The organism is Pseudomonas sp. DF5 (genome assembly GCF_058148225.1).
On record NZ_JBYVYM010000035.1, the window covers coordinates 16,661 to 41,061 of the forward strand.

Consider the following 24,401-nt stretch of genomic DNA (forward strand, 5'->3'; position numbering starts at 1 on the left):
CGGTCCATGGGCTGTCTGTTCCAAAAGCGGATTCAAGCCACACGCTACGGGCGCCTGCGACAACCTGGCAAGTGACATGGCCGGCAAACTTGATCGCGGTCAAGCAAGCATTGGCCTGCTCGGGCATAGCCTTGCACGGCACTAAGAACCTGCGTTCTGCGCTGCCGTTCCAGCACATCGCAAAGGTCTTGCCTGAGGAGAAATGGAATGCTGATCAGCAATAGAAAAACGTTTGCTCTGACTGTCGCCACACTGTGGTCGGCGCTGGCCCTCGCGGTGACTCACGCAGCCAGAGCCGAGGAACCCGCCGCTGCTGCGGCCGGCCCGCTGATGGTCAAAACCGCCGGAGCGCCCGACATGAGTCAGGCCGAGTTCGACGCGTCCAAGGAAATCTACTTCCAGCGCTGCGCCGGCTGTCACGGCGTGCTGCGCAAAGGCGCCACGGGTAAACCACTGACGCCGGACATCACCCAGTCTCGCGGCCAACCGTATCTGGAGGCGTTGATTACCTTCGGTTCACCGGCGGGCATGCCGAACTGGGGAACATCCAATGCACTGACCAAGGATCAGATCACGGCCATGGCCAAGTTCATCCAGCACACACCGCCCACGCCACCGGAATGGGGCATGGCCGAGACGCTGAAAACCTGGAAAGTGCTGGTCAAGCCCGAGGATCGTCCGAAGAAGCAACTGAGCAAACTCAATCTGCCGAACCTGTTTTCAGTGACGTTGCGCGATGACGGCAAGATTGCCCTGATCGACGGTGACAGCAAGAAAATCGTCAAGCTGATCGAGACCGGTTACGCGGTGCACATCTCGCGCATTTCTGCCTCCGGTCGCTACCTGCTGGTGATTGGTCGAGACGCCCGGATCGACATGATCGACCTGTGGCCGGTGGAGCCGACCAAGGTCGCCGAAGTCAAAGTGGGCATCGAGGCGCGCTCGGTGGAGACCTCCAAGTTCAAGGGTTACGAAGACAAATACACGGTCGCCGGCTCCTATTGGCCACCACAATTCACCATCATGGATGGCGAAACCCTGGAGCCCAAACAGATCGTCTCGACCCGCGGCATGACTGTCGACAAGCAGGAATATCACCCGGAACCCCGGGTCGCGGCGATCATCGCCTCCCACGAATGGCCGGAGTTCATCGTCAACGTCAAGGAAACCGGCAAGGTCATGCTGGTCAATTACCAGGACATCAAAAACCTCACCATCACCTACATCGATGCCGCCCCTTTCCTGCATGACGGCGGTTGGGACAGCACCCATCGCTACTTCATGACCGCCGCCAACAACTCCAACAAAGTCGCCGTGATCGATTCCAAGGAGCGCAATCTGGCGGCCCTGGTCGACGTCGGCAAAACCCCTCACCCCGGTCGCGGTGCCAACTTCGACCACCCGACCTACGGGCCGGTCTGGGCCACCAGCCATCTGGGTGACGAGAGCATCTCCTTGATCGGTACCGACCCGGTCAAACACCCGCAATATGCCTGGAAACAGGTCGCCTCGCTCAAGGGTCAGGGCGGTGGATCGCTGTTCATCAAAACCCACCCCGACTCCCGTCACCTGTACGTCGACACCACCCTCAACCCGGACGCCAAACTGAGTCAGTCGGTGGCGGTGTTCAACATCGACAAACTCGACGCCGGCTACACCGTGCTGCCCATCGCCGAGTACGCCGGCATCAAGCAAGGGGCCATGCGGGTCGTGCAGCCGGAATACAACAAGGCTGGCGACGAGGTCTGGTTCTCCGTGTGGAGCGGCCAGTCGGACGAATCGGCGCTGGTGGTGATCGACGACAAAACGCTGAAGCTCAAATCGGTGATCAAGGACAAGCGACTGATCACCCCCACCGGGAAATTCAACGTCTACAACACCCAACACGACATTTATTGAGCTCCATCAATGAAAGGAATCCTCATGAAAAATACCCTGCTTTCACTGATCGCCCTGACCGGCGCATTGAGCCTGCAACCGGTGGTGGCCCAAGACGCGCCGGAGCTGTTCAAGAGCAAACCCTGCGCCGCCTGCCATTCCATCGACACTAAATTAGTCGGCCCGGCGCTCAAGGAAGTAGCCGCCAGGAACGCTGGCGTGGCCGGTGCCACGGACACTCTGGCCAACCACATCAAGAACGGTACGCAAGGTAACTGGGGCCCGATACCAATGCCGGCCAACCCGGTGACGGAAGACGAAGCGAAGACGCTTGCAACTTGGGTCCTGAGTCTCAAATAGCCAACGGAGGGCGCCATGACGGTTCATCGACACGCAGTGGTTCTGGCGGCCCTCCTCCTTTTTTGCGCGACCTCGGTTGCGGCACCGAACGCCAAGCGTCAGGCCCAACTCGAGCACTTGCTGGCCCAGGATTGCGGCGCCTGTCATGGACTGCACATGACCGGCGGATTGGGTCCGGACCTGACGCGTGCAACGCTGGCAGGCAAGTCCCGCGACAGCCTGATTGCCACCGTCACCCAAGGCCGCCCCGGCACCGCGATGCCCGGTTGGGCCCCGTTGCTCAGCCCGGACGACATCCGTTGGCTGGTCGATCTTCTTCTCCAGGGATATCCCGCACCATGATCCGTTCAACCCTGCTTTTAGCGGCGACCGGGCTGTTGTTGTCCGCCTGCGCTCAGTCACCTTTGCGTGGTACCGGCGATCTGGGCGTGGTGGTGGAGCGCGCCACCGGCAGCGTGCAAATCATCGAAAGCGCTACCCACACTGCGCTGGCCCGCCTCGAGGGCTTCGGCGATCTGTCCCATGCCTCGGTGGTGTTTTCCCGCGACCAGCGTTATGCCTATGTGTTCGGCCGCGACGGCGGGTTGAGCAAAATCGACCTGCTGACCCAACGCATCGACCATCGCGTCATCCAGGGCGGCAACAGCATCGGCGGCGCCATCAGTCAGGACGGCCAGTTGATCGCAGTCTCCAACTACGTGCCCGGCGGCGTGAAGGTGTTCGATGCCGTCACTCTGCAACAGGTGGCCGATATTCCCGCGACACCGCTCGCCGATGGCAGCAAACGCTCACGGGTGGTCGGCCTGGTCGACGCGCCCGGTCAGCGTTTTGTGTTCAGCCTGTTCGATACCGGCGAGATCTGGACCGCCGATTTCAGTCTGGGCAGCACGCCACGGATCAGCCGCTTCACCGGCATCGGCCAGCAACCCTACGACGCGCTGATTACCCCCGATGGTCGCTATTACATGGCTGGGCTGTTCGGCGAAGACGGCATGGCGCAACTCGACCTCTGGCACCCCGAGCGCGGGGTGCAGCGAGTGCTCGGTGATTACGGACGCGGCCAGGCGAAGTTGCCCGTCTACAAGATGCCGCATCTGGAGGGTTGGGCCGTTGCCGACAACCAGGCCTTCGTGCCCGCCGTCGGCCGTCATCAGGTGCTGGTGATGGATTCCCGCACGTGGCAGCAGACCGCTGCCATCCCGGTGGCCGGCCAACCGGTGTTCGTCACGTCGCGGCCGGACGGTCGGCAACTGTGGGTCAATTTCGCCTACCCGGACAACGATCGGGTCCAGGTCATCGACACCGAAACCCGTGCCGTAGTCGCCGATCTGCGACCGGGGCCGGCGGTGCTGCACATGGAATTCACCGCGCGCGGCGACCAGTTGTGGCTGTCGTTACGCGATGGCGATCAGGTTCAGGTCTGGGATCCGTACAGCCTGAAGCAGCTGAGCACCCTTCCCGCCACCGCGCCGAGCGGCATCTTCTTCAGCAGTCGCGCGCAGAAAATGGGCTATTGAAATGAACCTCGACCTGCTCAGCCGCCAACTGATCGACCGCTTCCAGCACGGCATGCCGTTGTGCCCGGAACCTTACAAGGAGATGGCCCGGATTCTCGGTTGCCGCGAGGCCCAGGTGATGGATTGTCTGGAAAAAATGGCTCAGGCCGGCCCCCTCTCACGGATCGGCCCGGTGTTCGAACACAGCCGCGCCGGGGCCAGCACCCTCGCCGCCTTCGCCGTGCCCGCCGAACGTCTGCAACAGGTCGCCGAGCGCGTCAGCCAGTATCCCGAGGTCAATCACAACTACGCACGGGAGCATTTCTACAACCTGTGGTTTGTGCTGACCGGGCCTGATCGCCCCCACATCGAACGCGTTCTCGAAGCACTTGAGAACGAAACCGGCCTCATAGCGCTGGATCTGCCGATGTTGACCGCTTACCGCATCGACCTCGGTTTTGCCTTGGGAGAAGGCCTATGACACCAGGATTGAGCCCCGAACAGACACTGGCCTTACGAAGGCACCTGGAAGACGGATTACCGCGTGTTTCGCGCCCCTATCAGGCCCTCGCGGAACGGATAAACGCCGACGAAAACCAGGTGCTCGCGCAGATGCACCAGTGGCACGAACAGGGGCTGTTTCGTCGGGTCGGCCTGGTGCTCAACCATCGCGCACTGGGCTTTACCGCCAACGCCATGCTGGTGCTGGATGTTCCGGACGCGCTGATCGATGAAGTCGGCCAGCGCCTGGGGCGAGCAGCCGGTATCACCCTCTGCTATCAACGGCCACGGCGCCTGCCGCAGTGGCGCTACAACCTGTTCTGCATGGTTCACGGACGCCAACGCGCGCAGGTCGAGGCGCAGATCCAGGCGTTGCTGGAAGAACACTTGCTGAGTGACCTGCCCCATCAACTGCTGTTCAGCACCCATGCCTACAAACAATGCGGCGCACGCTTTGCCGCCTCCTCAACGGGAACCAAGCCCCATGGATGATCTTGACCGTCGGTTGATCAACCGCTTGCAACTGGGCCTGCCGCTGGTGCGTAACCCCTGGCAGGCGCTGGCCAGCGAACTGGACAGCAGCAGCCCTGAATTGCTCCACCGCCTCCACGAACTGCTCTGTGAAGGAATACTCACGCGCTTCGGTCCGATGTTCGACATCGAACGCCTCGGTGGCGCCTTCACCCTCGCGGCGCTGGCAGTGCCGGAAGAACGGTTCGAAGAGGTCGCCGAGCAACTGCACACCCTGCCTGAAGTGGCGCACAACTACCGGCGCGAACACGCCTGGAACATGTGGTTCGTGCTCGCCTGCGCGACCGAACAAGACGTCACCGAAACCTTGCAATACATCGAAACCCTGACCGGTTTGCCGCTGCTCAACTTGCCTAAAGAGGAGACTTACCATGTCGGTCTGTACTTCCCGGTCTGAAGACACCCTGGCACACCGGCTGATTGAACTGACCCAGGCCGGCCTGCCGCTGCTGAATGACCCGTGGGCCTGGCTCGCCGAACAGCTGGACCTGAGCATCGAATCCACCTTGGATCTGCTCAAGCGCTTGCAGGCCGAGGGCGCGATCCGGCGCATTGCCGCCGTCCCCAACCACTATCGCCTCGGCTATCGCTACAACGGCATGACCGTTTGGGATGTGCGCGACACCGACATGCCGCGCCTCGGCGCGCTGATCGGCGCACAGCCTTTTGTCAGCCACTGTTATCGACGCCCGCGACGAACCACGTGGCGCTACAACCTGTTCGCCATGGTGCACGGTCGCAGCCGCGAGGAAATCGACAGCTACCGCGAACACCTGCGCTACTTGCTGGGCGACGCCTGTGTCGCCGACGAGATGCTGGTGAGCAGTCGCATCCTGAAAAAAACCGGATTACGGCTACCGCCAGTGCCACGCTGAACACGCGCTGGTTCAAGGAGAGTTGCATGTTGAGGATCAGCCAATACCTGCGTGCCCTGACCGGCCAGGTGCCCGCCCCCAGAACCAGCCCACCGGGCAGCAACCGGCCGCCGGTGGTGATCTGGAACCTGCTCAGGCGCTGCAACCTGACCTGCAAGCACTGCTACGCCACGTCCGCCGACAGCGTCTTTCGCGACGAACTGGATACGCCCGCCGCACTGACCGTGATCGACGATCTGCACGATGCCGGCGTGAAGGTATTGATTCTTTCCGGCGGTGAACCCCTGCTGCGTGACGATCTGTTTGTCCTCAGCGCCTACGCCCGCGCCAAGGGTTTCTTCGTGGCGTTGTCCACCAACGGCACGTTGATCGATGAGCAGAACATCGCGCAGATCCGCGCAGCGAATTTCGACTATGTCGGGATCAGCATCGATGGCCTGGAAGCCACCCATGACGCCTTCCGCCAATTGAAGGGCAGCTTCGCCAGTTCCATGCGGGCGATCCGGCTCTGTCGCGAACAGGGCATTCGCGTCGGCCTGCGCACCACCCTGACCCAGGAGAATCATGCACAGCTGCCGCAATTACTGGCACTGATGCGCGAATACGACGTGCAGAAGTTTTATCTGTCGCACCTCAACTACAGCGGTCGCGGCAAACGCAGCCGCCAGCTCGACGCCCGGCAGCAGATGAGCCGCGAGGCGATGACGCTGATCTTCGAACGGGCCTGGGAAGATATCCAGCACGGTCGCGACAGCGATTTTGTCAGCGGCAACAACGATGCCGACGCGATTCTCCTGCTGCAATGGGTAGGCCTGCATCTACCCGAGCATTACCGGCGCCTGGAACACATGCTCCGCGCCTGGGGCGGCAATGCCTCGGGCAGCGGCATCGCCAACATCGACAACACCGGCGAAGTTCACCCCGACACCTATTGGTGGCAGCACTCGGTGGGCAATGTCCGGCACACACCGTTTCGCACGCTGTGGCTGGACCGCCCGGACGCCTTGTTGCAGCAACTGCGCGCGCATCCTCGCGCCGTGGGTGGCCGTTGTGGCCAATGCCGCTGGCTCAGCATCTGCAACGGCAATACCCGCACCCGCGCCTGGGCCGAAGGTGATCTCTGGGGCCAGGACCCCGGATGCCACCTCAGCGATGAGGAAATCGGCATACCACCATTAACGACCATCCCTTGCGTCATGCACTGAAGCACCCGCCTGGCGAGCCATCTGACAAAGGATGGGGCCGGCCCACCTGATGAAGTACCAAGGACGTCCCATGCATCCATCGATTATTTTACCGGCTGCACTTGAGTCCCCGTTCAGACCGGGCGAAGTCGCCCTGGTCGGCGCCGGCCCCGGCGATCCACGCTTGCTGACCCTGCGCGCCTGGAGCCTGTTGATGCAAGCCGACGCCGTGGTTTACGACCGCCTGATCAGCCCCGAGCTGCTGGCATTGATCCCCCTCACCTGCGCCCGGCATTACGTCGGCAAGGCCAGCGGCTGCCACAGCCTGCCTCAGGATCAGATCAACGAACTACTCGCCGACCTCGCCGATCTGGGGCAGCGTGTGGTCCGGCTCAAGGGTGGCGATCCGTTCATCTTCGGCCGTGGCGCCGAGGAGTTGGAGTACCTGCTGCAACGCAACATTGACTGCCAGGTGGTCCCCGGCATTACTGCCGCCTCCGGGTGTAGCGCTTACGCTGGCATTCCACTGACCCATCGGGATCTGGTCAACTCCTGTCGATTCATCACCGGGCACCTGCAGCACGATGGTGAGTTGCAATTACCCTGGAGCAGCCTCGTCGACAGCAGCCAGACCCTGGTGTTTTACATGGGGTTATCCAATCTCGGGATTATCGCCCAGCGCTTGATCGAAGCCGGAATGCCCGCCGAGACACCGGCGGCGCTGATCAGCAATGGCACGCGTCCCGACCAGCATGTTGCACGAGGCAGGCTGCACCAATTGCCGACCTTGGCACGGGAATGCCCACCTGGCATTCCGACACTTGCGGTGATCGGCAAAGTGGTCGATCTGTTCGCTGCCCAACAACAGGAATTCCCGGCGCGCTTTTACCCCGCAGCGCTGCAACGCCAGCGCAAGGTGGCGATATGAGGCGCATGGTGCTTGGCCCATTGTTATGGATCGGCGCGGTTCATGCCGGTGCAGCGGTTCCGCCCAACGACACGGCCGCCAATCTCTACCAACAGCATTGCCAGCGCTGCCATGGTGCCAACCGTCTCGGCGGTACGAGACCGGCCTTGCTGCCGGAAAGCCTGAGCCGGATCAAACCCGACGAAATCCGCAGCGTGATCCAGGACGGTCGTCCCGCGAGTCAGATGAGCGGGTATGCCAACGTGTTCAACGCCACGCAGATCGACGCGCTGGTGGACTACCTCCAGCAACCACCCGCCACCCCACCCACCTGGAGTAACGATGACATTCGCGGCAGTCATTCGGTTCTCGCCGATATCAACAAACTGCCCGACACGCCCCAGCATCGCGCCGATCCACTGAACCTGTTTGTGGTGGTGGAAGCCGGTGATCATCACATCGACATCCTCGACGGCGACCGCTTTGAAGTGCTGGCTCGGTTCGCTTCGCACTTTGCAGTGCACGGCGGGCCGAAGTTTTCGCCGGACGGACGCTTCGTCTACGTGGCCTCTCGCGATGGCTGGATCAGCCTGTATGACTTGCATAACCTGAAACTGATCGCCGAGGTCCGCGCCGGGCTCAACACCCGCAACCTCGCGGTGAGCAAGGACGGCCGATGGGTGCTGGTGGGCAACTACTTGCCGGGCAACCTGGTGGTGCTCGATGCCCGTGATCTGTCATTGGTCAAAACCATTCCGGCGATCGGCCAGGACGGCACCGCGTCACGGGTCAGCGCGGTCTACACCGCGCCGCCACGGGACAGCTTCATCGTGGCACTCAAGGACGTGAAGGAAGTCTGGGAGCTGCCGAGCGCAGGCACGCCGGACTTCGAACCGCGCCGGATCCACGCCGAGGATGTACTGGACGACTTTTCCTTTTCACCGGACTACAAGCAACTGCTGGCCACGTCGCGCAAGGCCAAGGGCGGTCAGGTGATCGACCTCGACAGTGGCAAGGTGGTCACCGACATTCCATTGCCGGGCATGCCGCACCTGGGGTCCGGGACCTACTGGAAACGCAACGGTGAGTGGGTGTTCGCCACGCCGAACATCAGCAAGGGCCTGATCTCGGTCATCGACTTCAAGACCTGGAAACTGCTCAAGGAAATACCAACCCTGGGGCCGGGCTTCTTCATGCGCAGCCACGTCAACTCGCGGTATGCCTGGACCGACGTGTTCTTCGGCCCCGACAACGATGCGATCCACCTGATCGACAAACAGACCCTGGAAATCGCCCACACCCTGCGCCCGATGCCTGGAAAGACCGCCGCCCACGTCGAATTCACTCGCGACGGTCGCTACCTGCTGCTGAGTATCTGGGCCACCGACGGTGCGCTGATCGTCTACGACAGCAACACCCTCAAAGAGATCAAGCGCCTGCCGATGAACAAGCCGTCGGGCAAGTACAACGTGGGCAACAAGATCGAATTTGCCGAGGGGACGTCGCACTAGATTTTGTGTCTGAATATCGAAATACACATCGCACTTGTGGCGAGGGAGCTTGCTCCCGCTGGGGCGCGAAGCGGCCCTAAAAGCAGTCACTGCGTACATTCAGATTAAACGCAGGTGCTGATTTTACGACTGCTACGCAGCCGAGCGGGAGCAAGCTCCCTCGCCACAGGGTTTGTGTTTACCTCTTCAGCTCAGGGTATAACCGTTATCGACTTTCCAGTCCTGACCATAAACACCCCGCGCGCCTTGAGACAGCTGAAAGACAATCACATTGGCCACCGCTGACGCATCGAGGAAATGACCGGGCAGCAGCCGTTTGCCGAGAGTGTCGGCGACGTCGTCGAGTTCCCCGTCGCTCAACCCCAGGTTGTCCCACATCGAGGTCGCGGTCGGCCCCGGCGAAACCAGATTGATGCGCACGTCATAACGCGCGAATTCCACCGCCAATGTGCGCGCCTGCGCCGCCAGCGCGGCCTTGCTGGCAATGCAGGCGGCCAGACCGGGAAAACTCGAGCCGGTCAGGAAGCTGCCGACAAACACCACCGAAGCAGGATTCGCCAGTTCCCCGCGCAACGCCGCCAAGGTATTCAACGCCCCTGCGCCGTTGACCGCCCACTGGCGCTGGAAGGCCGGCATGTCGAGGCTATCGGCCATTTCGGCGATACCCGCGTTGGGCACCAGATAATCCACCGGGCCCAGTGTCGATGCACGTTGGGCCAGCGCCTGCAGGTCATCCTGACAGGTCACGTCACCGGCACACCATTGCAAGCGCTCGCCATAGATCTGCTGCAAGGCCGGCAATTCACCGATTTTCCGTGACATCGCCAGCACCTTGACCCCGCGCGGCAACAGCGCCGCACACAAGGCCAGGCCTATCCCGGAACTGGCGCCCGTGACCACCGCCAAACGATCCTGAAACTCGGTTCTCATCATTTCCTCCTGGCATCGCGGACGCCAACACTGGGGACTTCAAACGGTACGTGAAAACCGGCCTTTTTGATCACCGCCCAAATAGGCATCAAACGCCATCGCCGCGCTGCGCATCATCAAATACCCGTGGGGCAACAACACCAACGCGTCTTTGTGAATCTGCAGCAAGCCATCGCGAACATGCTCCTCCAGTTGCATCAGCGCATCGGCAAAGTAATCGGTAAAGCAGATGTCATGACGCGCTTCAAACTTGCCAAAGTCGATCCGGCCGTGGCACATCAGATCGCTGATCACTTCACGGCGCAGCCGATCATCGGCGCTCAACCGGTAACCCCGATGCACAGGCAACAAGCCTTGATCAATACGGGCGTAGTACTGCGAAAGCTCCTTGACGCTCTGGCTGTAGCTGTCGCCGACCTTGCCGATGGAGGACACCCCGAGACCGATCAAATCGCAATCGGCGTGGGTGGAATAACCCTGGAAATTGCGTTGCAACGTGCCATTGGCCCGGGCCAGCGCCAACTCATCGTCCGGCAAGGCGAAATGGTCCATGCCGATATAGACATAACCGGCCTCAGTCAGACGACGGACAGTCAGTTCAAGCAATTCCAGTTTGCGCTCCGGTGGCGGCATGTCGGCCGAACGAATCAGCCGTTGTGCGCGCACCAGTTCCGGCAAATGGGCGTAGCTGTAGGCGGCAATCCGGTCCGGACGCAGCGCGATGATTTTGGCGAGGGTGACATCGAAACTCTGCACGGTTTGCAATGGCAGGCCGTAAATCAGATCGACACTGATCGATTTGAATCGCGCCAGCCGCGCCGCAGCGACCAGCGCATGGATTTGCTCTTCACTTTGCTGCCGATTGACCGCGGCCTGCACGTCGGGATCGAAGTCCTGTACGCCAAAGCTCAAACGATTGAACCCCAACTGACGCAACAACTGGATCTGCTGCGTACTGATGGTGCGAGGGTCGACCTCGATGGAAAACTCATGGTCATCGCTGTCATCCATGTCGAATGCCTGGTGCAGGCAATCCATAAGGTCAGCCAGTTGCTCGCCGGTCAAATAGGTCGGCGTGCCACCGCCCAAGTGCAGTTGCGTGAGTTTGCGAGTGCGGTCGAACAAGGCAGCTTGCATCACGATTTCGCGCTTGAGGTACGTCAGGTACTCGACGGCGCGGTGGGTTTTTTGGGTAATGATTTTGTTGCAGGCGCAGTAGTAACAAAGGCTCTTGCAGAACGGGATGTGGATGTACACCGACAGCGATTTTGGCGTTGTCGCCTGGTTGCTGTCCGAGGCCGCACGCTGATAGTCATCGACGGCGAACGCCTGATGAAACTGCGGAGCGGTCGGGTAAGAGGTATAGCGCGGCCCCGGGAGGTCATACTTTTCGACCAGGGCGCGATTGAAATCAAATGAAGTTGTCATGATCAATCCATTCGCAAAGGGGTTCATGCCCCGCACCGTCCGAATCCTTTTCAAACAGGTTGCAGACGGCATCCACGTGCGGCCGACCGGCCGGAAGAATGCTGATGAAACGGTCAGACAGTTCGATCAACCCGTCACGGCTCAATTGCTCCAGCACAGGCCAGGCGGTGAAAAAGTACTGGCGAAAAATGACTCCATGACGCGTCTCGATTGCCTGGATATCCAGCTCCAGATCACACGCCAGGCGCTCCATGACCATGTGCCTGACCTGATCCCCTTCCTCACAGCGCCAGCCACGACTCGTCGGCAGTTGGCCCATGTCCAGTTGCTGCTGGTACCGCTCCAGTTCGTCGGTGTTTTGCGCATACAAACCGTCGATCTGACTGATAGCGCCCAAACCGAACCCGATATGGTCGCAATGCCCGTGACGGGTAAACCCCTCACAATTGCGACGTAATCGGCCGCGCTCCTGAGCAATCGCCAAATCGTCATCGGGCCGGACAAACTGCCCCAGCCCAATGTAGTGATAACCAGCGCCGATCAACTGTTCAAAACAGATCCGGCGCATGGCGCCTTTATCTTCCGCGCTGCAAAACGCCCTGATTGTGTCTGCAGCCTTTGGCCGATAGCGTTGAGGTGGCCGGGCATAATCAAACACCAGCAACCGGTCCGGCTCCAGTGCGATGATGGTTGCCAGTTTCAGCGCAAAACTTTCTGGCGTCTGCCAGGCATGGCCATAACCCAGATCGACATTGATGGATCGATAGCCGAAGGTACGAGCGGCATCGATAAGCGAGTGGATCGGTGCCGGGTTCTGGTAGCAGGCCACCGACATCGCACTGTCGGCACCGATGTCCGGAACGCCGATGCTGACATGAGCGAACTCCAAGTCACGCAGCATGCCCATGGTCGACCAATCCGTATGGTGAAGGTCCACTTCTATGCTGTAGTCTCCGCACTCGTGTCCAAGAAAGTTGAATCGACCACGAAGGTGATTCATCAGCCTTTTAAGGTGGTTGATGGCAGGTGTTCCGCCTCCCAGATGGAACTGCTCGACCCGCTGCCCGGATCCCAGATGACAACCGACAAGGTCGATCTCATGTTCCAGACGCTGAAGATAGTGTTCGACAACACTGTGCTCGCATGAAATTTCGCGAGGGGACCACAAGGCACGCTTGAGGTTAGAAGGCAGTTGCACGTTCAGCGACAGCGGACGGCACTTCTGACGGCTGACGCGCAATGCACGATGCAAATCCAGAGAGCCGATGCCGTCGTGAAATTTTTCAGTGTCGACATGGCCGTTGGGGTCGAGCACGCCTTGATCGCACCTGACGTTCAGCTCACCGGGGCTGTGAAACGAATTGAGCATAACGGGTCTCCGAGACTGGCTGCGGACCGCCAGTGTCGGAGTCTGGCGACCCATGCTCCTTGATTTGCATCAAGCGCGAGCAAAGTGCTTTCGCGCAACAGACACCAGGCAAGCCCAATCACCACGTCAGGTAGAACATCCACTTGGCCAACAACACGATGACAACCATGTGGCAGAACAGGCTGCCATGGATGAAATGCAGGTATCGAGCACTCATCCGGCCACTTTTGAACAAAAACATGGCGACCAGGAAATGCAGCAGTACGCTGACGGCCACCACGATTTTCAACATCAGCAATGTGCCAAACGATGAGGCCATTGGTGTGGCAAGGACCGGTAAATAGCGCAGCCAGACCATCCCCAATCCGGCACCGAACAACACCAGCAAGACCCATGGAATCAAGGTGCGTGCACGTCGACCGACACCCTGCTCGACCAGCAACATGACCTTGACGGGCAGCTGTTTGCGGATACTTTCAAGGAACAGGACTTCGAAGAACACCGTGCCGATGAAAATCAGCGCGGCAAACAGATGCAACGTCAGAAACAGCGGATAGAGCATGGGATTCTCGCTCTCAATACAGCTGAACACGCTCCACTCACTGCGAGGGAAACGTCACTCCCATCGTTGCGCCGCCTCGCGATCACTGTTGCGAGCCTCGACCCAATGGGAACTCTCGGCCACCTGTTCTTTCTTCCAGAATGGCGCGCGGGTTTTCAGGTAATCCATTACAAACGCACAGGCATCAAAAGCCGCTTGACGATGACTGCTGCTGACGCCGACAAAGACAATGGGTTCTCCCGGTTGCAGCGCGCCGATTCGATGGATCAGCACCAGTCCGAGCAATGGCCAGCGCTGCCGGGCTTCGTCGGCGATCTTGCCCAGGACCTTTTCGGTCATACCGGGGTAATGCTCAAGAAACATCCCGGCGACTTCTTGTCCGACGTTGGTGTCACGTACATACCCGACAAAACTCACCACGGCGCCGACATTCAGGCTCAAAGCCTGCAGGGCATTGATTTCGGCGCCGGGGTCGAAGCGCTCTGTCTGCACTCGAATCATCGAATCACCCTCCCGTTACGGTTGGGAAAAAACCCACTTCATCACCGTCTATCAACGGCTCATCAAGCCCACACATGTCCTGATTGCGGGCACACATGAGGTTCTGTTCGGCCAGCACCTGCCAGACGCCAGAACGATGTATCAGGTGCTGACGCAACTGATCGACGGAAGTGAAATCACCTTCAATCGTTTCACTGTCGAGACCAAGCGTTTCGCGGTATCGCGAGAAATACAAAACATTCAGCTTCATTGTTCCTGCGCCTGATACCAACCGCTTTTGCCACCGCGTTTCTCCAACAGCCGCACCGATTCGATACTCATGCCCCGGTCCACAGCCTTACACATGTCATACAGGGTCAAGGCCGCCACACTGGCCGCGGTCAGTGCCTCCATCTCGACGCCGGTCTGTCCGGACAACTTGCACCGAGAAACAATGCGTACGCGTTGGTCACCTTCAAAACTCAACTCGACGTTAACACTGCTCAGAAGCAGCGGATGACAGAGCGGAATCAACTCGCTCGTGCGTTTGGCCGCCTGAATGCCGGCGATCCGCGCTACCGCAAATACATCGCCTTTAGGGTGAGCACCGCTGGCAATCAGCTGTCGAGTCTCGGCAAGCATATGAACCCATGCTTCAGCTACTGCTTCTCGGGACGTCACACATTTATCTGTCACATCGACCATACGTGCGCATCCCAGCGAGTCGAGGTGAGTCAGTATCAATTCGGTCATAAGCAATAAGCCTTGCGCTACCAACAGTCGGTTTCAGCGCAGAATACAGAGCAGGCAGACACATGCGATTGACGTCAATCAAGTAATCCGTAATGTCCATACGGGAACACCCATACCACATCATTATAGGAATACCGATTTGCAAGAGTATGGGAGCGCCCGTAATACTTCGCGGATGGAATTCAAAGAAAGACTCAAAACCGCCCGTCGCCATGCCGGTCTGAACCAGACCGAGCTTGCTGAGCGCGCCGGCCTCACGCAGACATCAATTTCCGACCTTGAGCGCGGCAAATCGAAGGCGACAGCCTTTGCTGCCCAGATTGCTTCGGCCTGTGGCGTCTCCCCTATGTGGCTCGCTGAAGGCACTGGCGACATGCTTAAAGGTGTCGTGGTAGCCGCTGAGCGCACTCAGCCACACATGGCAATGTCAGACATTGAGACATGGGATGACGAAACCCCGCTCGATGACGACGAGGTTTACGTGCCATTTCTCCAGGAAGTGGAGTTAGCGGCGGGCTCCGGCCGATTCGCGATCGCCGAGAGCGCCAGCGCCAGGCTGCGCTTCTTTAAGAAAGACCTTCGCCACAACAACGTTCAGTTCAGCAACGCGAAGTGTGTGGCGGTGAGTGGCAACAGCATGCTGCCGGTGCTGCGCGACGGCGCCACGGTTGGCGTGAACGTCGGCAAGAACACATTGAGCGATATCGTCGACGGCGAGATGTACGCGATCAACCATCACGGTCAGCTGAGGGTCAAGCAGGTGTACCGCACACCCACCGGAGTTCGACTGCGAAGCTTTAACCGAGACGAGCATCCGGACGAGGACTACACGTTCCAGCAAATCCAGGAGCAGCAGATTTCGATTCTGGGACATGTGTTCTGGTGGGCGATGTATTCGCGCTGACGGAATGGTTATCTTGAAATGCAGGATATTTTTCTGCTGCTTTCAAGCCTTTCGACCCTTCGAAATCCCTGGCACTTTACCGTCGCATGGATTCGATACGCTCACCAAAGCAGAAAGACGGAATTGGCTCCAACGTGCAGTCTTCGCAAAGTAGAACGAATACACGCTCTACTGGACGCCCCATCCTCGATGCCTGGACGAGCTTGAGGAGTTCGTCGCATTGCGCGTAGCTGCACTCCCAAGAAGAATTTCAGCGCATCCAATCTCACCAAATGCAGACCCCCTCTCACCATAAGAATGTGGGAGCAGCTGAATTATGGGAATTCCCATTGACATGATTTATGGGAATGCCTATATTTTGATTCAGGCCAACGCATCATAGGCCCAGCAGCATCAAATGTAAGGCTCAACTGAGCAAAGGGTGACATCAAATGAAATAGGGGAATGACCATGACCGTAGACATCAGCAACTACACAATCGCTACACCGCTTCCGATCTCCGACACCAACCCGATCGCGCTTGAATTGATCGGCTGGCGGGCACTGCTTGAATGCCCAGAAGTTATTTCAATGCTTCCAGATGGCTCGCTGCAAATGACGGCGCCGACGCTCGGTGCTTCGAGCAAGAGCACCCTGCGGACGCGCTGCGAGTGGAAAGAGCCAGGCTATTGGTTGTTCGCCAGCGCTGCTGACCACTGGAACCGACAGGAAATGCGAGTCACGAAGGTCAACTCGCTACAGAAGGTTGTGATCAGCCAGATTCATGTACAGGGTTCAGAGCGGCCACCTGTAAAAGTGTTTTGGAACAAAGGCCAAATCACTATGGGGTTCCGGTCGAGCTATCTTCAGGAAGACCCGGTGAACACGACGGTTCTGGAAAACGTGCCGCTCGGTGCACTTTTCAAGATCAACATCCACGCCAATTCGAGCGGCGCTGTATCCGTCTCGGCGAGCTGTAACGGCGTCAAATCCACTTCCGCAATCATGCGCCTCGACAATACCTGGGACACGAAAACTCTCGCTTTCCACGGCGGCGTATACAACCAGATCGATTACTCCGACACCACCGACCCGGAAGACGGTTCGGTATGCATCATCAGCGACCTTTCCATCACTCACGGCTGATATCGCGCATTTCGTGCAAGCAAGACAAACCAGCACCACGTCAGCCTGACGATAACTGCCCGATCCTCTCAATGAGAGCGCATCGGTGTGTGATCTGCAGCAAAGCGCGGCACCGGACTTTTGATCAGACCAGTCATTGAGCACGCTGGACAGAAGCCGGTGCAGGCAGAGCCAGAGGTGACGACCTCGCGCAGATCACACCCCAATGTAGGGGCATCGATGTTTGTCGAGTCGCAAATAGTCAGTCACGCCCTTCCCCTCCGACACCACCCGCATGCTCCCTTCGCGCCCAATGGCAACTAGCGGAGCTGACTGAGTGCATCCGAGTTTTGTTGGATCAACACCTGCGGGCCGACCATGCATCCCTCAACATCCCAGCCTCGCCCGTCTTTTCGCCTCCTTGCGCCATCATCCTCTCTGTCGAGAAAAATCAAAAAAGGTGCTCCCCCAACCAAGGCCTAGCACTCCGTGCTTGATAAAGAGCCAAAGCTGGGTGAGCGGTGAAAACTCTATCCAGAGTTGTGCCATGTGTCCCGAACACAATTCTGAATAAACCTGAACAGCCTGCCGGTGAACGAAAGGCCAGGAATCCTCATGTTCAAGGAACAGCAAGTCCAATGGATCCTCCGGTGATCAGAACACGCTCTACCAGCCCCTGCGCACATTGCCGCGCGCAGAGGCGCATCGTTCAGTGGGCACAATCAGGCTTCACTCGCTGCCAGTGCTCGACCACTTATCATCCATGGCGCCCGCTGTGCTGGCGACTATCCACGCCACTGCACAAGCCACTAACGAGAACACGGCAAAAGCACCCATCACATGCAAATAAGGCAATACGTGATTCCACGCTCGGGCCACCCCCAGAAATGCCGCAAATAACCAGCCACTCATAGAGAGCGCCCCCAACAGTGCAAGGCGAGTCCGGGCACAGCTGTGTAACAAGACAAAGGGGGCCTTCTGCAGCAGCGGAAAACCGATTCGATGCAGCAAAGCGCCGTTGACGCTCAGCAGCGCGACAACGCTCACCTTGGCCCAGAGCTTCTGATTGAGCAGATACGCGCTCCCCTCATAGAGGTAGCCCTGAAGCACCAGCAGCAAGCCACTTCCCCAAAGAGCCAATAGAGCGAGCGTGACGATTTTTTGAGTCTCATCGACATACTCACGCTGCACCTGGTTCAACACATCCTTACGCCAGCTCCATAGCTTGTGATCTGCCTGCAGCACCCTCCCCAGAGCAATACATGTGGCAATCAGATGACCATACACGAGTAGCATTTTGAGCATTACCTGGACCTTATTTTTATATGGGCAATGCACTCCCTCGCACCCTTGACATGAAACTAAATGATACAGATTTATATTTGTATCTAGCAAGTTACAAACTCGACCATCCATCCGGGAACGCCTGCTCTCTCGCACGTTTGCTGTTGGTCGCCGGTGCTGGCATCGCTGCCTGGTTGGCAGGAGAGGATCGGCGGTGACCCGTGCGCGGCTGCGGTGATTGATCGGGAGTTGGGGTTATGAAGGTGATCGTATCCCGCGTGGGATGTGCCAGCCGAAATACGGTTCAAGCGGCCCGGCATAATGTTTTCACTCGCGCATAGAGATAACGCAGGGTCGGTTTGCCCTTAAGGAAAATCAGTGCTTGCCACGAATACTCACGCATTCGCCTGAATACCTTGATGACTTGCGCATGTTCGCCGCGTCTGGAAAACGCATTGAGAAAATCGACGTGATTGGCCAGCACGAAGTGAATGCGCTGCTGTTTGGTGAGCATTGCTCCATAACGCGCGAGGTACAGTTCGATGAATTTGAGCTTGTGCGGGTAATTTTTTCGCGGTTGCGCGGTGATATTGTCGCTGTTGACTCCACGCTTCACTAATACCTGCGGCACTGTATGAATCTCCCAGTGCTCGGCAATCCGGGTCCATAGCAAGCGGTCTTCGGCAAAGTGCAGTGTTTGATCGAAACCTCCCAGGGCGACAATCACCTCGCGTGCCACCAGCACACCGGACGTTCCGTTGATGATGTTTTCGTGAATGAAGTCGGCGAAATGATTGCCGCATTTGCGTCGATCTTCCAGCTGCCGTTTCCCGTCGCTGAACTCACTCAACTGAAAGCAATCGATGAGTCCAACCCGATGTCCTTTGCCAATGAGCTCCTCATAGAGTGCCAACTGTTTTTCCAGTTTGTCTGGATGCCATTGGTCATCGGCGTCGAGGAAGGCGATTAATGTTTCTTTGGCATGGAGGAGCCCCTTGTTCCATGCGCTGGCCGGCCCTTCGTTGACCTGCTGCAAGAGTGTCAAGGGAAAGGGTGCCGCATAGTGTTTGACCATTTGCGGGCTGAGGTCGCTGGAACCGTCGTCAACGACGATCACGTTGTCGGGCAAGCGGGTTTGCTGGCTCAGGGACTCCAGCGTTTTTTCAATGCTGCTCGCGGCGTTGTGCATCGGAATGACTACACATACCGAACAAGATGATTGAGCGGTCTCGATTGACATGTGCTTTCTCCTCGGACATCGCCCGTATGGATACGTCCTTGAGCGCGGCGCTTCATGTCCAGGAATAAGAGAGAGGCGTTTTAAACCAAAAATAAAATCCTTCGGCCTTTATTAATCGCTTCAGACTGGACCCGATCGAACTATTTTGCGTTGGATGCTGATGGATGGTTGCCTGCGATTCAGCCCGTCGGAATGATCAGGTGGGCTCCCTGATTTCGCACATTGCTCACAGGGTGTGTCGACCTTGAACCACTCGAAAACCTCGGTCGGTTCCCACTGCAACAGCATTATTTGCTCGGCGCGGTCTTTCGGTGTAGCCGGACTCAGCCATGCCCGGGCCAGTTCAGGATTGAGCGTCACCGGCTGCCAATCGTGAATATCCACCATGCAACCTCTGCTGTCGGCGCTGATGAACACAAAGCCGTCATGCTCGTCCGGTTCATGCTCGGCGTTAGGGTACTGGCCTATCGCGGCGCAGAGCATGGGCGCGCGATCCCTCCGTCGGATCAGGTAGGGCTGTTTCTTCGGCCCACCCTCGTCAACCCATTCAAACCAGTTGTCGATCGCGACGATCGCCCGGTGCGGCCAGATCACTCTGAAGAAAGGATTGTGGGCAACTCTCTCTACCCGCGCATGGATCGGCGCGGCACGATCCGTTGCCCACTGCGGCCGCCATCCCCAGCGAACCATGTCGGCTCGCAGAAACTGACCTTCCTGGTGAAAAAGGGCGAGCTGGGCGGTTGGCGCGGCGTTGTAGAGCTCGAAAGGCTGGTCACCGGCATAGTTGATCAGGGCGTTGGGCATGCTCAGCGCCGCGACAAAGTCGTGAATGCCACGGTATTGGGAAAGGCGCCCGCACATGGGGAAAGTCCTCCGGCCATGTTTTCAGCGTAGATCAGAGAAAACGCGTTACCGATCGTCAGCGACGAGTTGAGCAATCACCGTATCGCTTGGGCAATGTGCAGCGGAAGTCGCAACGCATCCTCGCTGAACTGCATTCATATTGCGCGACTCATTAGCCTGGCCTCGATAAGCAGGTCTTTGTCTTCGGGGCCTAGCGCCGGCTCTTGATCCTCCAGCTTGCCGGTCTCACGCTTCTTTTTCAGGCGGGCTCGAGCGCGCTCGGTGTGATAAATCTTTCCTTCCGCCAAGGCATGCAGGGTTGATGAAATTCGATAGAAACCGCCACACGGTTCGCAATGAATTCGCAATCCACCCCCGAACGAAAGATCTTCCAGCGCATTGGTATTGCCACATAGCGGACAGTTCATAGCCACCTCCTGAACATTCAGCTATAGCCGCTTTCAGCCCGCCATAAACGCTGACAACCCGGACAGGTGTGACGAGTAGTGCGGACATGTTGATATCGACACGGGCTATCCAAGGAGGTTGCTTGTTTTTGCATGGCGGTAGAACGTTCAGGAGCCGCTGAAAAGACGCAGCCTTCGGCAGCGTCTAATCCGAAGTCAGCGGCTGCCTGGTGCGACTCGGCGCAATGACTGGCTTCTCCTCAGTGTCGCGATGCAACAAGGCAACGTTGTAGTCATAGCGCGATATCAACGGCACCGGTTCGTCATTGCGGGACATCTTGAGCCATTGTCTTGTGCGCTCGATGTCGAAGGACTCGTTCCGGCCCTTCATTTTTTTAATAAGGTTCGCCGAGACCCGGAAGCGTCCACACCCGGCCGAGCATGCAACTTCTGACCAGTCTTCAGCCACATGAACAGTGTTAGAGACAGCGTGACAAATTAAGCACTTCATGTTCGATCTCCGTATCCATGAATTACCAACTGTAGACGATCCACGAACAAGGAACCGTGCGCCCACAAAAAACCGGATCAGTCCATCGCGTCGCCAAGTCGGAGTCTGGCCAGGTGACCTGTCAAAGGGCGATAAATGAAGAGCCCGGCGCAATGGCCGGGCTCCGTTTTATCTTCTGTTTTCAAGCATCTTGTCGGCAAGCGCTTTGGCCCTTTGAATCAGCATGTTTTGCCTGTCTTCGTGGGTGGTTTCTCCTACCACCGGTGCCGTCAGATGGCTTTCGGCAATCAGCGCAGCACAGAAATATTGGTCCCAGACAGTGCTTTGCTCCAACACCTGTCTAGTTGTTTGGTCGGCGATCATATTCGGCTCCTTTTGATGAGGTAGCTTTTTCAGTTTACGCCCGAATCACCAACAACTTTCGTTGTGCAGGACAATCGGCACTGCCCATCGCTGGCGACAAATCGTTTCCTCGACTAGGATTTTTATCGCACAGGACGTCGCCCACTGTGTTGTCGGGCGACTCACAAGGGAGAGATAGATGACGCCTACTCGTATTACCGAGCAAACCTATCGTGGATGGTCCAGCCCCATCTTGCTTGAACTCAAGGAGAGAGAACATCAACTGGATCCTTCGGCACGCCAGGCCCTGCGAAATGTCCTGGTCGAAAGAAGGCTTATAAACACCGGCAATCCTTCTGGCAGTGATCGGCGCAAGGCTGATCCGGCCGGATAACAACAGGCAGCAATAGCTTTACCCACCTCATCACCGACGCTGCTGGCGCTTTGCCGGCAGCGTGCTTCTAAGCAATCGCCAAACTCCAGACAAAAAAAAGCCCAGGCAGCTGATGGACGCCTGGGCTTTAAAAATGCATAAACCGTGGTGGTGAACGCGGGGCAATATTACCCAATCAATTGATCTGTAACAAGATATTTTGACTCACCATCCAGTTACTAAATCTCGTAACTCATTAAATATCCACACTATTTTTGAGTCATCTACGGAAGAAACCGTTACAAGCAATCCCGAACAGCCTGACGCAGCGCCCCTGACTTGGCCCATGGTGGCCCTTGGTAAAGCGATACCCGGCTGCCATCCTTCGACTTCACGATATCCACAATTTCGTCAGCCGTGATGATGCTCGGTGCAGTGATCCGGTAGCCATTGGAAATCGCGGTTTGTGTCGTTCCCGCAATCTCCTGATGCCACAACGGCAATACACACCCGGCATACTCCTTGGGTGCCTTATCGCTGTATTTGCTGACATTGGGCTCACCGGGCACCAGGGATGCGGGCAATGAGCAGCCCGCCAACGCAGCCACCGCTACTCCCGCTATCAACATCCGCATGATGCTTTCCTATCCTGAAAAACGGGAAATGTAGCCTGTGCCTGCGCAGACATCCAGCAAACGCTGGGCTATGCCGCTATAGGGAGCTTTTATATAGAGGCTTCGCCCTGCCCCGGATCGGCCCCCGAGCCGGAATCGGTATACGAACTCGCATTCAGATACTTCATCCATCGCTCATACGCTTCATGCTGCCATTTCGTGACCCGCTCCCATTCCGGCCCACTGAACTGATGGGCCGAAATCAGCTTCATCATTTCCGTGGTGGCCGCGTCCAGGTCTGCGATCAGTTCATGCGCATGGTGTCTGAAATCATCAGTCGCCGTCATTTGAGATACCTCGCCCCAGCGAATGGATCACTACCTCCTTACGACAGCAGAGCTGTTCACTCCCGTTGATTTTCCCGACCAGTGGAAGCACCTTCCATCCCTACCCCTTCACGCATACCACCTGTCGCAAAGTGTGCAGCACTTCCACCAGATCACGCTGGGCGTGCATGACTTTGTCGATGTCCTTGTAGGCCATTGGGATCTCGTCGATGACCGCCGCATCCTTGCGACATTCCACATGGGCGGTCGCGCGGATCTGGTCGGCGACGGTGAAGGTGTTCTTGGCTTTGGTGCGGCTCATGGTGCGACCTGCGCCATGGCTGCAGGAACAGAACGATTGCTCGTTGCCGAGGCCGCGAACGATGAAACTTTTGGCTCCCATGGAGCCGGGAATGATTCCCAACTCACCCTTCTGCGCCGACACCGCGCCTTTGCGGGTGACCAGTATGTCTTCGCCAAAATGCCGCTCTTTCTGCACGTAATTGTGGTGGCAGTTCACAGCCTCCAGCGCAACCTCGAAAGGTTTGCGGATCACCTGCCGCGCTGCGTGAATCACCGCTTGCATCATCAAGGCACGGTTCTGCCGGGCGAAGTCCTGAGCCCAGCCCACCGCTTCGACGTAGTCATCGAAGTGCCGGCTGCCTTCCTTGAAGTAGGCCAGGTCGCGGTCCGGCAGGTTGGCGATGTGCTGGCGCATGTCCGCCTGGGCCAATTGAATGAACAGCGTACCGATGGCATTGCCAACGCCGCGAGAACCGCTGTGCAGCATGAACCAGACGCGATTGGCCTCGTCCAGGCAGACCTCGATGAAGTGGTTGCCGGTACCGAGGGTACCCAGGTGATGGCGGTTGTTGGTGCTGGCGAGTTTCGGGTACTTGTCGGTGATCGCCTTGAACCGTGGGCTCAGCGCTGCCCAGGCCTGATCGGCCTGCTGTGGAACGCGTTCCCAGGCGCCTTCATCACGGCGACCATGGCTCAACGTGCGGCCATGGGGCACGGCCTTTTCAATGACCGTGCGCAGACCATGCAGGTTGTCCGGCAAGTCGGCAGCAGTCAGCGAGGTGCGCGCGGCGATCATGCCGCAGCCGATGTCCACGCCCACGGCCGCCGGAATGATCGCGCCCACGGTGGGGATCACGCTGCCGATGGTGGAGCCTTTGCCCAGGTGCACATCCGGCATCACCGCCAGGTGCTTGAAGATGAACGGCATCTTCGCGGTATTGATCAGTTGCTGCCGGGCTTCGCTTTCAACCGGCACGCCTTCGGTCCAGAGTTTGATCGGCTTGCCGTTGGCGACTTCCAGCAGTTGGTAGGCAGGTTGTTGCATGATTTCGACTCTCTTTGGATCAGACGAACATAACGCTCCATCGAGGTAAATGGGATTACTATTTCGTAGCGGGGAATTGCAGGAGGTCATCATGTGGCTTAACGAATATGAACAGCAACTACGGCGCGACCTGCAAGGTGTGGCGTCGGACCTGAGGTGGTCGGCGGTAGAGCTTTTGCGCATCGCAGAGCAGTTGCGCCTGGCCGGCAATGATGTGGACGCAGAGGCGACGCTCAGGCTGTGCTCCTTGTTCCAGGGCGATGAAGAGCGGCTGGCAGGCTATGCTGAAGAGGTGAAAGCAAAAACCATCACTCGAACGAAAGCTCACTAGAGAGCGCTG

At 58.2% G+C, this 24,401-nt stretch carries 30 protein-coding genes and 1 pseudogene; 15 read left to right on the top strand and 16 right to left on the bottom strand.

Annotated features, from left to right (window positions below; all coding sequences use genetic code 11):
- Positions 1 to 207 precede the first annotated feature (207 nt).
- The 11 genes from AC30D7_RS25740 to AC30D7_RS25790 all read left to right on the top strand — a co-directional run bounded on the left by AC30D7_RS25740 (position 208) and on the right by AC30D7_RS25790 (position 9,243).
- Positions 208 to 1,899, top strand: a complete 1,692-nt coding sequence (locus AC30D7_RS25740) for a cytochrome D1 domain-containing protein (protein WP_490135939.1) — start codon at positions 208 to 210, stop codon at positions 1,897 to 1,899.
- 24 nt (positions 1,900 to 1,923) lie between these two features.
- Positions 1,924 to 2,238: a c-type cytochrome gene (locus AC30D7_RS25745; RefSeq protein WP_489078626.1), complete on the top strand. Its 315-nt coding sequence runs from the start codon at positions 1,924 to 1,926 to the stop codon at positions 2,236 to 2,238.
- A gap of 15 nt (positions 2,239 to 2,253) precedes the next feature.
- Positions 2,254 to 2,580: a c-type cytochrome gene (locus tag AC30D7_RS25750; RefSeq protein WP_490135940.1), complete on the top strand. Its 327-nt coding sequence runs from the start codon at positions 2,254 to 2,256 to the stop codon at positions 2,578 to 2,580.
- Positions 2,577 to 3,755, top strand: coding sequence for a cytochrome D1 domain-containing protein (locus tag AC30D7_RS25755; protein WP_490135941.1), 1,179 nt, complete (start codon positions 2,577 to 2,579; stop codon positions 3,753 to 3,755). Before AC30D7_RS25750 ends, AC30D7_RS25755 begins: the two co-directional genes overlap by 4 nt.
- A 1-nt stretch (position 3,756) precedes the next feature.
- On the top strand, positions 3,757 to 4,215 hold the full coding sequence (locus tag AC30D7_RS25760) for an Lrp/AsnC family transcriptional regulator (RefSeq protein WP_490135942.1): 459 nt from the start codon (positions 3,757 to 3,759) through the stop codon (positions 4,213 to 4,215).
- The gene (gene ahbB, locus AC30D7_RS25765) at positions 4,212 to 4,727 is read left to right on the top strand and encodes a siroheme decarboxylase subunit beta (protein ID WP_490135943.1); all 516 of its coding nucleotides are present in this window, start codon (positions 4,212 to 4,214) and stop codon (positions 4,725 to 4,727) included. The genes AC30D7_RS25760 and ahbB (AC30D7_RS25765) overlap by 4 nt, the downstream gene beginning before the upstream one ends.
- Positions 4,720 to 5,163, top strand: coding sequence for an Lrp/AsnC family transcriptional regulator (locus tag AC30D7_RS25770; RefSeq protein WP_490135944.1), 444 nt, complete (start codon positions 4,720 to 4,722; stop codon positions 5,161 to 5,163). The genes ahbB (AC30D7_RS25765) and AC30D7_RS25770 overlap by 8 nt, the downstream gene beginning before the upstream one ends.
- Complete coding sequence (ahbB, locus tag AC30D7_RS25775) at positions 5,138 to 5,641, top strand: siroheme decarboxylase subunit beta (protein ID WP_490135945.1); 504 nt, start codon at positions 5,138 to 5,140, stop codon at positions 5,639 to 5,641. Before AC30D7_RS25770 ends, ahbB (AC30D7_RS25775) begins: the two co-directional genes overlap by 26 nt.
- A gap of 26 nt (positions 5,642 to 5,667) precedes the next feature.
- Positions 5,668 to 6,846: a heme d1 biosynthesis radical SAM protein NirJ gene (gene nirJ, locus AC30D7_RS25780; protein WP_490135946.1), complete on the top strand. Its 1,179-nt coding sequence runs from the start codon at positions 5,668 to 5,670 to the stop codon at positions 6,844 to 6,846.
- A gap of 70 nt (positions 6,847 to 6,916) precedes the next feature.
- Positions 6,917 to 7,753: a uroporphyrinogen-III C-methyltransferase gene (gene cobA / locus AC30D7_RS25785; RefSeq protein WP_028940896.1), complete on the top strand. Its 837-nt coding sequence runs from the start codon at positions 6,917 to 6,919 to the stop codon at positions 7,751 to 7,753.
- Entirely contained in the window at positions 7,750 to 9,243 is a 1,494-nt protein-coding gene (locus tag AC30D7_RS25790; RefSeq protein ID WP_490135947.1) for a cytochrome D1 domain-containing protein, read from the top strand. Before cobA ends, AC30D7_RS25790 begins: the two co-directional genes overlap by 4 nt.
- 186 nt (positions 9,244 to 9,429) lie before the next feature.
- Here AC30D7_RS25790 and AC30D7_RS25795 read toward each other — a convergent pair whose 3' ends face one another.
- The 7 genes from AC30D7_RS25795 to moaC all read right to left on the bottom strand — a co-directional run bounded on the left by AC30D7_RS25795 (position 9,430) and on the right by moaC (position 14,753).
- Positions 9,430 to 10,173 (bottom strand): SDR family NAD(P)-dependent oxidoreductase, encoded by a 744-nt coding sequence (locus AC30D7_RS25795; protein ID WP_490135948.1) that lies wholly within the window; start codon positions 10,171 to 10,173, stop codon positions 9,430 to 9,432.
- 39 nt (positions 10,174 to 10,212) lie between these two features.
- Positions 10,213 to 11,601 carry an oxygen-independent coproporphyrinogen III oxidase gene (hemN, locus tag AC30D7_RS25800; RefSeq protein ID WP_490135949.1) on the bottom strand — a complete coding sequence of 463 codons (1,389 nt, stop codon included), beginning with the start codon at positions 11,599 to 11,601 and terminating at the stop codon, positions 10,213 to 10,215.
- Positions 11,585 to 12,970 (bottom strand): oxygen-independent coproporphyrinogen III oxidase, encoded by a 1,386-nt coding sequence (locus tag AC30D7_RS25805; RefSeq protein WP_490135979.1) that lies wholly within the window; start codon positions 12,968 to 12,970, stop codon positions 11,585 to 11,587. The genes hemN and AC30D7_RS25805 overlap by 17 nt, the downstream gene beginning before the upstream one ends.
- A 118-nt stretch (positions 12,971 to 13,088) precedes the next feature.
- The gene (locus tag AC30D7_RS25810) at positions 13,089 to 13,532 is read right to left on the bottom strand and encodes a CopD family copper resistance protein (protein ID WP_490135950.1); all 444 of its coding nucleotides are present in this window, start codon (positions 13,530 to 13,532) and stop codon (positions 13,089 to 13,091) included.
- Positions 13,533 to 13,586: 54 nt separating this feature from the next.
- On the bottom strand, positions 13,587 to 14,033 hold the full coding sequence (moaE, locus tag AC30D7_RS25815; protein WP_490135951.1) for a molybdopterin synthase catalytic subunit MoaE: 447 nt from the start codon (positions 14,031 to 14,033) through the stop codon (positions 13,587 to 13,589).
- 4 nt (positions 14,034 to 14,037) lie between these two features.
- Complete coding sequence (locus tag AC30D7_RS25820) at positions 14,038 to 14,283, bottom strand: MoaD/ThiS family protein (protein ID WP_490135952.1); 246 nt, start codon at positions 14,281 to 14,283, stop codon at positions 14,038 to 14,040.
- The gene (gene moaC / locus AC30D7_RS25825; RefSeq protein WP_490135980.1) at positions 14,280 to 14,753 is read right to left on the bottom strand and encodes a cyclic pyranopterin monophosphate synthase MoaC; all 474 of its coding nucleotides are present in this window, start codon (positions 14,751 to 14,753) and stop codon (positions 14,280 to 14,282) included. Before moaC ends, AC30D7_RS25820 begins: the two co-directional genes overlap by 4 nt.
- 187 nt (positions 14,754 to 14,940) lie before the next feature.
- Here moaC and AC30D7_RS25830 point away from each other — a divergent pair, with 187 nt between their 5' ends.
- Together AC30D7_RS25830 and AC30D7_RS25835 are read left to right on the top strand one after the other, a co-directional pair.
- On the top strand, positions 14,941 to 15,669 hold the full coding sequence (locus AC30D7_RS25830; RefSeq protein WP_490135953.1) for an XRE family transcriptional regulator: 729 nt from the start codon (positions 14,941 to 14,943) through the stop codon (positions 15,667 to 15,669).
- Between the two features lie 450 nt (positions 15,670 to 16,119).
- On the top strand, positions 16,120 to 16,794 hold the full coding sequence (locus tag AC30D7_RS25835; RefSeq protein ID WP_490135954.1) for a polysaccharide lyase family 7 protein: 675 nt from the start codon (positions 16,120 to 16,122) through the stop codon (positions 16,792 to 16,794).
- Positions 16,795 to 17,502: 708 nt separating this feature from the next.
- Here the strand turns inward: AC30D7_RS25835 and AC30D7_RS25840 are convergent.
- The 6 genes and pseudogenes from AC30D7_RS25840 to AC30D7_RS25865 form a co-directional block, all read right to left on the bottom strand.
- Positions 17,503 to 18,078, bottom strand: coding sequence for a hypothetical protein (locus tag AC30D7_RS25840; protein WP_490135955.1), 576 nt, complete (start codon positions 18,076 to 18,078; stop codon positions 17,503 to 17,505).
- A gap of 283 nt (positions 18,079 to 18,361) precedes the next feature.
- Positions 18,362 to 19,297 carry a glycosyltransferase family 2 protein gene (locus AC30D7_RS25845; protein ID WP_490135956.1) on the bottom strand — a complete coding sequence of 312 codons (936 nt, stop codon included), beginning with the start codon at positions 19,295 to 19,297 and terminating at the stop codon, positions 18,362 to 18,364.
- 179 nt (positions 19,298 to 19,476) lie between these two features.
- A pseudogene (locus tag AC30D7_RS25850) lies at positions 19,477 to 20,158 on the bottom strand (SOS response-associated peptidase family protein).
- Between the two features lie 137 nt (positions 20,159 to 20,295).
- Complete coding sequence (locus tag AC30D7_RS25855) at positions 20,296 to 20,568, bottom strand: hypothetical protein (RefSeq protein WP_490135957.1); 273 nt, start codon at positions 20,566 to 20,568, stop codon at positions 20,296 to 20,298.
- Between the two features lie 184 nt (positions 20,569 to 20,752).
- Complete coding sequence (locus AC30D7_RS25860) at positions 20,753 to 21,058, bottom strand: hypothetical protein (protein WP_490135958.1); 306 nt, start codon at positions 21,056 to 21,058, stop codon at positions 20,753 to 20,755.
- A gap of 168 nt (positions 21,059 to 21,226) precedes the next feature.
- The gene (locus AC30D7_RS25865) at positions 21,227 to 21,421 is read right to left on the bottom strand and encodes a hypothetical protein (protein ID WP_490135959.1); all 195 of its coding nucleotides are present in this window, start codon (positions 21,419 to 21,421) and stop codon (positions 21,227 to 21,229) included.
- A 178-nt stretch (positions 21,422 to 21,599) separates the two neighbouring features.
- On the opposite strand from AC30D7_RS25865, the gene AC30D7_RS25870 reads away from it, so the two are divergent.
- Positions 21,600 to 21,794 (top strand): hypothetical protein, encoded by a 195-nt coding sequence (locus AC30D7_RS25870; RefSeq protein ID WP_081625797.1) that lies wholly within the window; start codon positions 21,600 to 21,602, stop codon positions 21,792 to 21,794.
- 278 nt (positions 21,795 to 22,072) lie between these two features.
- Here the strand turns inward: AC30D7_RS25870 and AC30D7_RS25875 are convergent, their stop codons facing one another.
- The 3 genes from AC30D7_RS25875 to AC30D7_RS25885 form a co-directional block, all read right to left on the bottom strand.
- The gene (locus tag AC30D7_RS25875) at positions 22,073 to 22,408 is read right to left on the bottom strand and encodes a hypothetical protein (RefSeq protein WP_490135960.1); all 336 of its coding nucleotides are present in this window, start codon (positions 22,406 to 22,408) and stop codon (positions 22,073 to 22,075) included.
- An 89-nt stretch (positions 22,409 to 22,497) separates the two neighbouring features.
- Entirely contained in the window at positions 22,498 to 22,734 is a 237-nt protein-coding gene (locus AC30D7_RS25880) for a hypothetical protein (protein ID WP_490135961.1), read from the bottom strand.
- A 100-nt stretch (positions 22,735 to 22,834) separates the two neighbouring features.
- On the bottom strand, positions 22,835 to 24,061 hold the full coding sequence (locus AC30D7_RS25885) for an RtcB family protein (protein ID WP_490135962.1): 1,227 nt from the start codon (positions 24,059 to 24,061) through the stop codon (positions 22,835 to 22,837).
- Positions 24,062 to 24,152: 91 nt separating this feature from the next.
- On the opposite strand from AC30D7_RS25885, the gene AC30D7_RS25890 reads away from it, so the two are divergent.
- Positions 24,153 to 24,392, top strand: a complete 240-nt coding sequence (locus tag AC30D7_RS25890) for a hypothetical protein (protein ID WP_019582784.1) — start codon at positions 24,153 to 24,155, stop codon at positions 24,390 to 24,392.
- The last annotated feature ends 9 nt before the right edge of the window (positions 24,393 to 24,401 follow it).

What these genes read in the sequence shown, in the direction of transcription:
- AC30D7_RS25740 (WP_490135939.1), top strand. Translation starts at nt 208, where the DNA reads ATGCTGATCAGCAATAGAAAAACGTTTGCTCTGACTGTCGCCACACTG.
- AC30D7_RS25745 (WP_489078626.1), top strand. Translation starts at nt 1,924, where the DNA reads ATGAAAAATACCCTGCTTTCACTGATCGCCCTGACCGGCGCATTGAGC.
- AC30D7_RS25750 (WP_490135940.1), top strand. Translation starts at nt 2,254, where the DNA reads ATGACGGTTCATCGACACGCAGTGGTTCTGGCGGCCCTCCTCCTTTTT.
- AC30D7_RS25755 (WP_490135941.1), top strand. Translation starts at nt 2,577, where the DNA reads ATGATCCGTTCAACCCTGCTTTTAGCGGCGACCGGGCTGTTGTTGTCC.
- AC30D7_RS25760 (WP_490135942.1), top strand. Translation starts at nt 3,757, where the DNA reads ATGAACCTCGACCTGCTCAGCCGCCAACTGATCGACCGCTTCCAGCAC.
- ahbB (WP_490135943.1), top strand. Translation starts at nt 4,212, where the DNA reads ATGACACCAGGATTGAGCCCCGAACAGACACTGGCCTTACGAAGGCAC.
- AC30D7_RS25770 (WP_490135944.1), top strand. Translation starts at nt 4,720, where the DNA reads ATGGATGATCTTGACCGTCGGTTGATCAACCGCTTGCAACTGGGCCTG.
- ahbB (WP_490135945.1), top strand. Translation starts at nt 5,138, where the DNA reads ATGTCGGTCTGTACTTCCCGGTCTGAAGACACCCTGGCACACCGGCTG.
- nirJ (WP_490135946.1), top strand. Translation starts at nt 5,668, where the DNA reads ATGTTGAGGATCAGCCAATACCTGCGTGCCCTGACCGGCCAGGTGCCC.
- cobA (WP_028940896.1), top strand. Translation starts at nt 6,917, where the DNA reads ATGCATCCATCGATTATTTTACCGGCTGCACTTGAGTCCCCGTTCAGA.
- AC30D7_RS25790 (WP_490135947.1), top strand. Translation starts at nt 7,750, where the DNA reads ATGAGGCGCATGGTGCTTGGCCCATTGTTATGGATCGGCGCGGTTCAT.
- AC30D7_RS25795 (WP_490135948.1), bottom strand. Translation starts at nt 10,173, where the DNA reads ATGAGAACCGAGTTTCAGGATCGTTTGGCGGTGGTCACGGGCGCCAGT.
- hemN (WP_490135949.1), bottom strand. Translation starts at nt 11,601, where the DNA reads ATGACAACTTCATTTGATTTCAATCGCGCCCTGGTCGAAAAGTATGAC.
- AC30D7_RS25805 (WP_490135979.1), bottom strand. Translation starts at nt 12,970, where the DNA reads ATGCTCAATTCGTTTCACAGCCCCGGTGAGCTGAACGTCAGGTGCGAT.
- AC30D7_RS25810 (WP_490135950.1), bottom strand. Translation starts at nt 13,532, where the DNA reads ATGCTCTATCCGCTGTTTCTGACGTTGCATCTGTTTGCCGCGCTGATT.
- moaE (WP_490135951.1), bottom strand. Translation starts at nt 14,033, where the DNA reads ATGATTCGAGTGCAGACAGAGCGCTTCGACCCCGGCGCCGAAATCAAT.
- AC30D7_RS25820 (WP_490135952.1), bottom strand. Translation starts at nt 14,283, where the DNA reads ATGAAGCTGAATGTTTTGTATTTCTCGCGATACCGCGAAACGCTTGGT.
- AC30D7_RS25830 (WP_490135953.1), top strand. Translation starts at nt 14,941, where the DNA reads ATGGAATTCAAAGAAAGACTCAAAACCGCCCGTCGCCATGCCGGTCTG.
- AC30D7_RS25835 (WP_490135954.1), top strand. Translation starts at nt 16,120, where the DNA reads ATGACCGTAGACATCAGCAACTACACAATCGCTACACCGCTTCCGATC.
- AC30D7_RS25840 (WP_490135955.1), bottom strand. Translation starts at nt 18,078, where the DNA reads ATGCTCAAAATGCTACTCGTGTATGGTCATCTGATTGCCACATGTATT.
- AC30D7_RS25845 (WP_490135956.1), bottom strand. Translation starts at nt 19,297, where the DNA reads ATGTCAATCGAGACCGCTCAATCATCTTGTTCGGTATGTGTAGTCATT.
- AC30D7_RS25855 (WP_490135957.1), bottom strand. Translation starts at nt 20,568, where the DNA reads ATGAACTGTCCGCTATGTGGCAATACCAATGCGCTGGAAGATCTTTCG.
- AC30D7_RS25860 (WP_490135958.1), bottom strand. Translation starts at nt 21,058, where the DNA reads ATGAAGTGCTTAATTTGTCACGCTGTCTCTAACACTGTTCATGTGGCT.
- AC30D7_RS25865 (WP_490135959.1), bottom strand. Translation starts at nt 21,421, where the DNA reads ATGATCGCCGACCAAACAACTAGACAGGTGTTGGAGCAAAGCACTGTC.
- AC30D7_RS25870 (WP_081625797.1), top strand. Translation starts at nt 21,600, where the DNA reads ATGACGCCTACTCGTATTACCGAGCAAACCTATCGTGGATGGTCCAGC.
- AC30D7_RS25875 (WP_490135960.1), bottom strand. Translation starts at nt 22,408, where the DNA reads ATGCGGATGTTGATAGCGGGAGTAGCGGTGGCTGCGTTGGCGGGCTGC.
- AC30D7_RS25880 (WP_490135961.1), bottom strand. Translation starts at nt 22,734, where the DNA reads ATGACGGCGACTGATGATTTCAGACACCATGCGCATGAACTGATCGCA.
- AC30D7_RS25885 (WP_490135962.1), bottom strand. Translation starts at nt 24,061, where the DNA reads ATGCAACAACCTGCCTACCAACTGCTGGAAGTCGCCAACGGCAAGCCG.
- AC30D7_RS25890 (WP_019582784.1), top strand. Translation starts at nt 24,153, where the DNA reads ATGTGGCTTAACGAATATGAACAGCAACTACGGCGCGACCTGCAAGGT.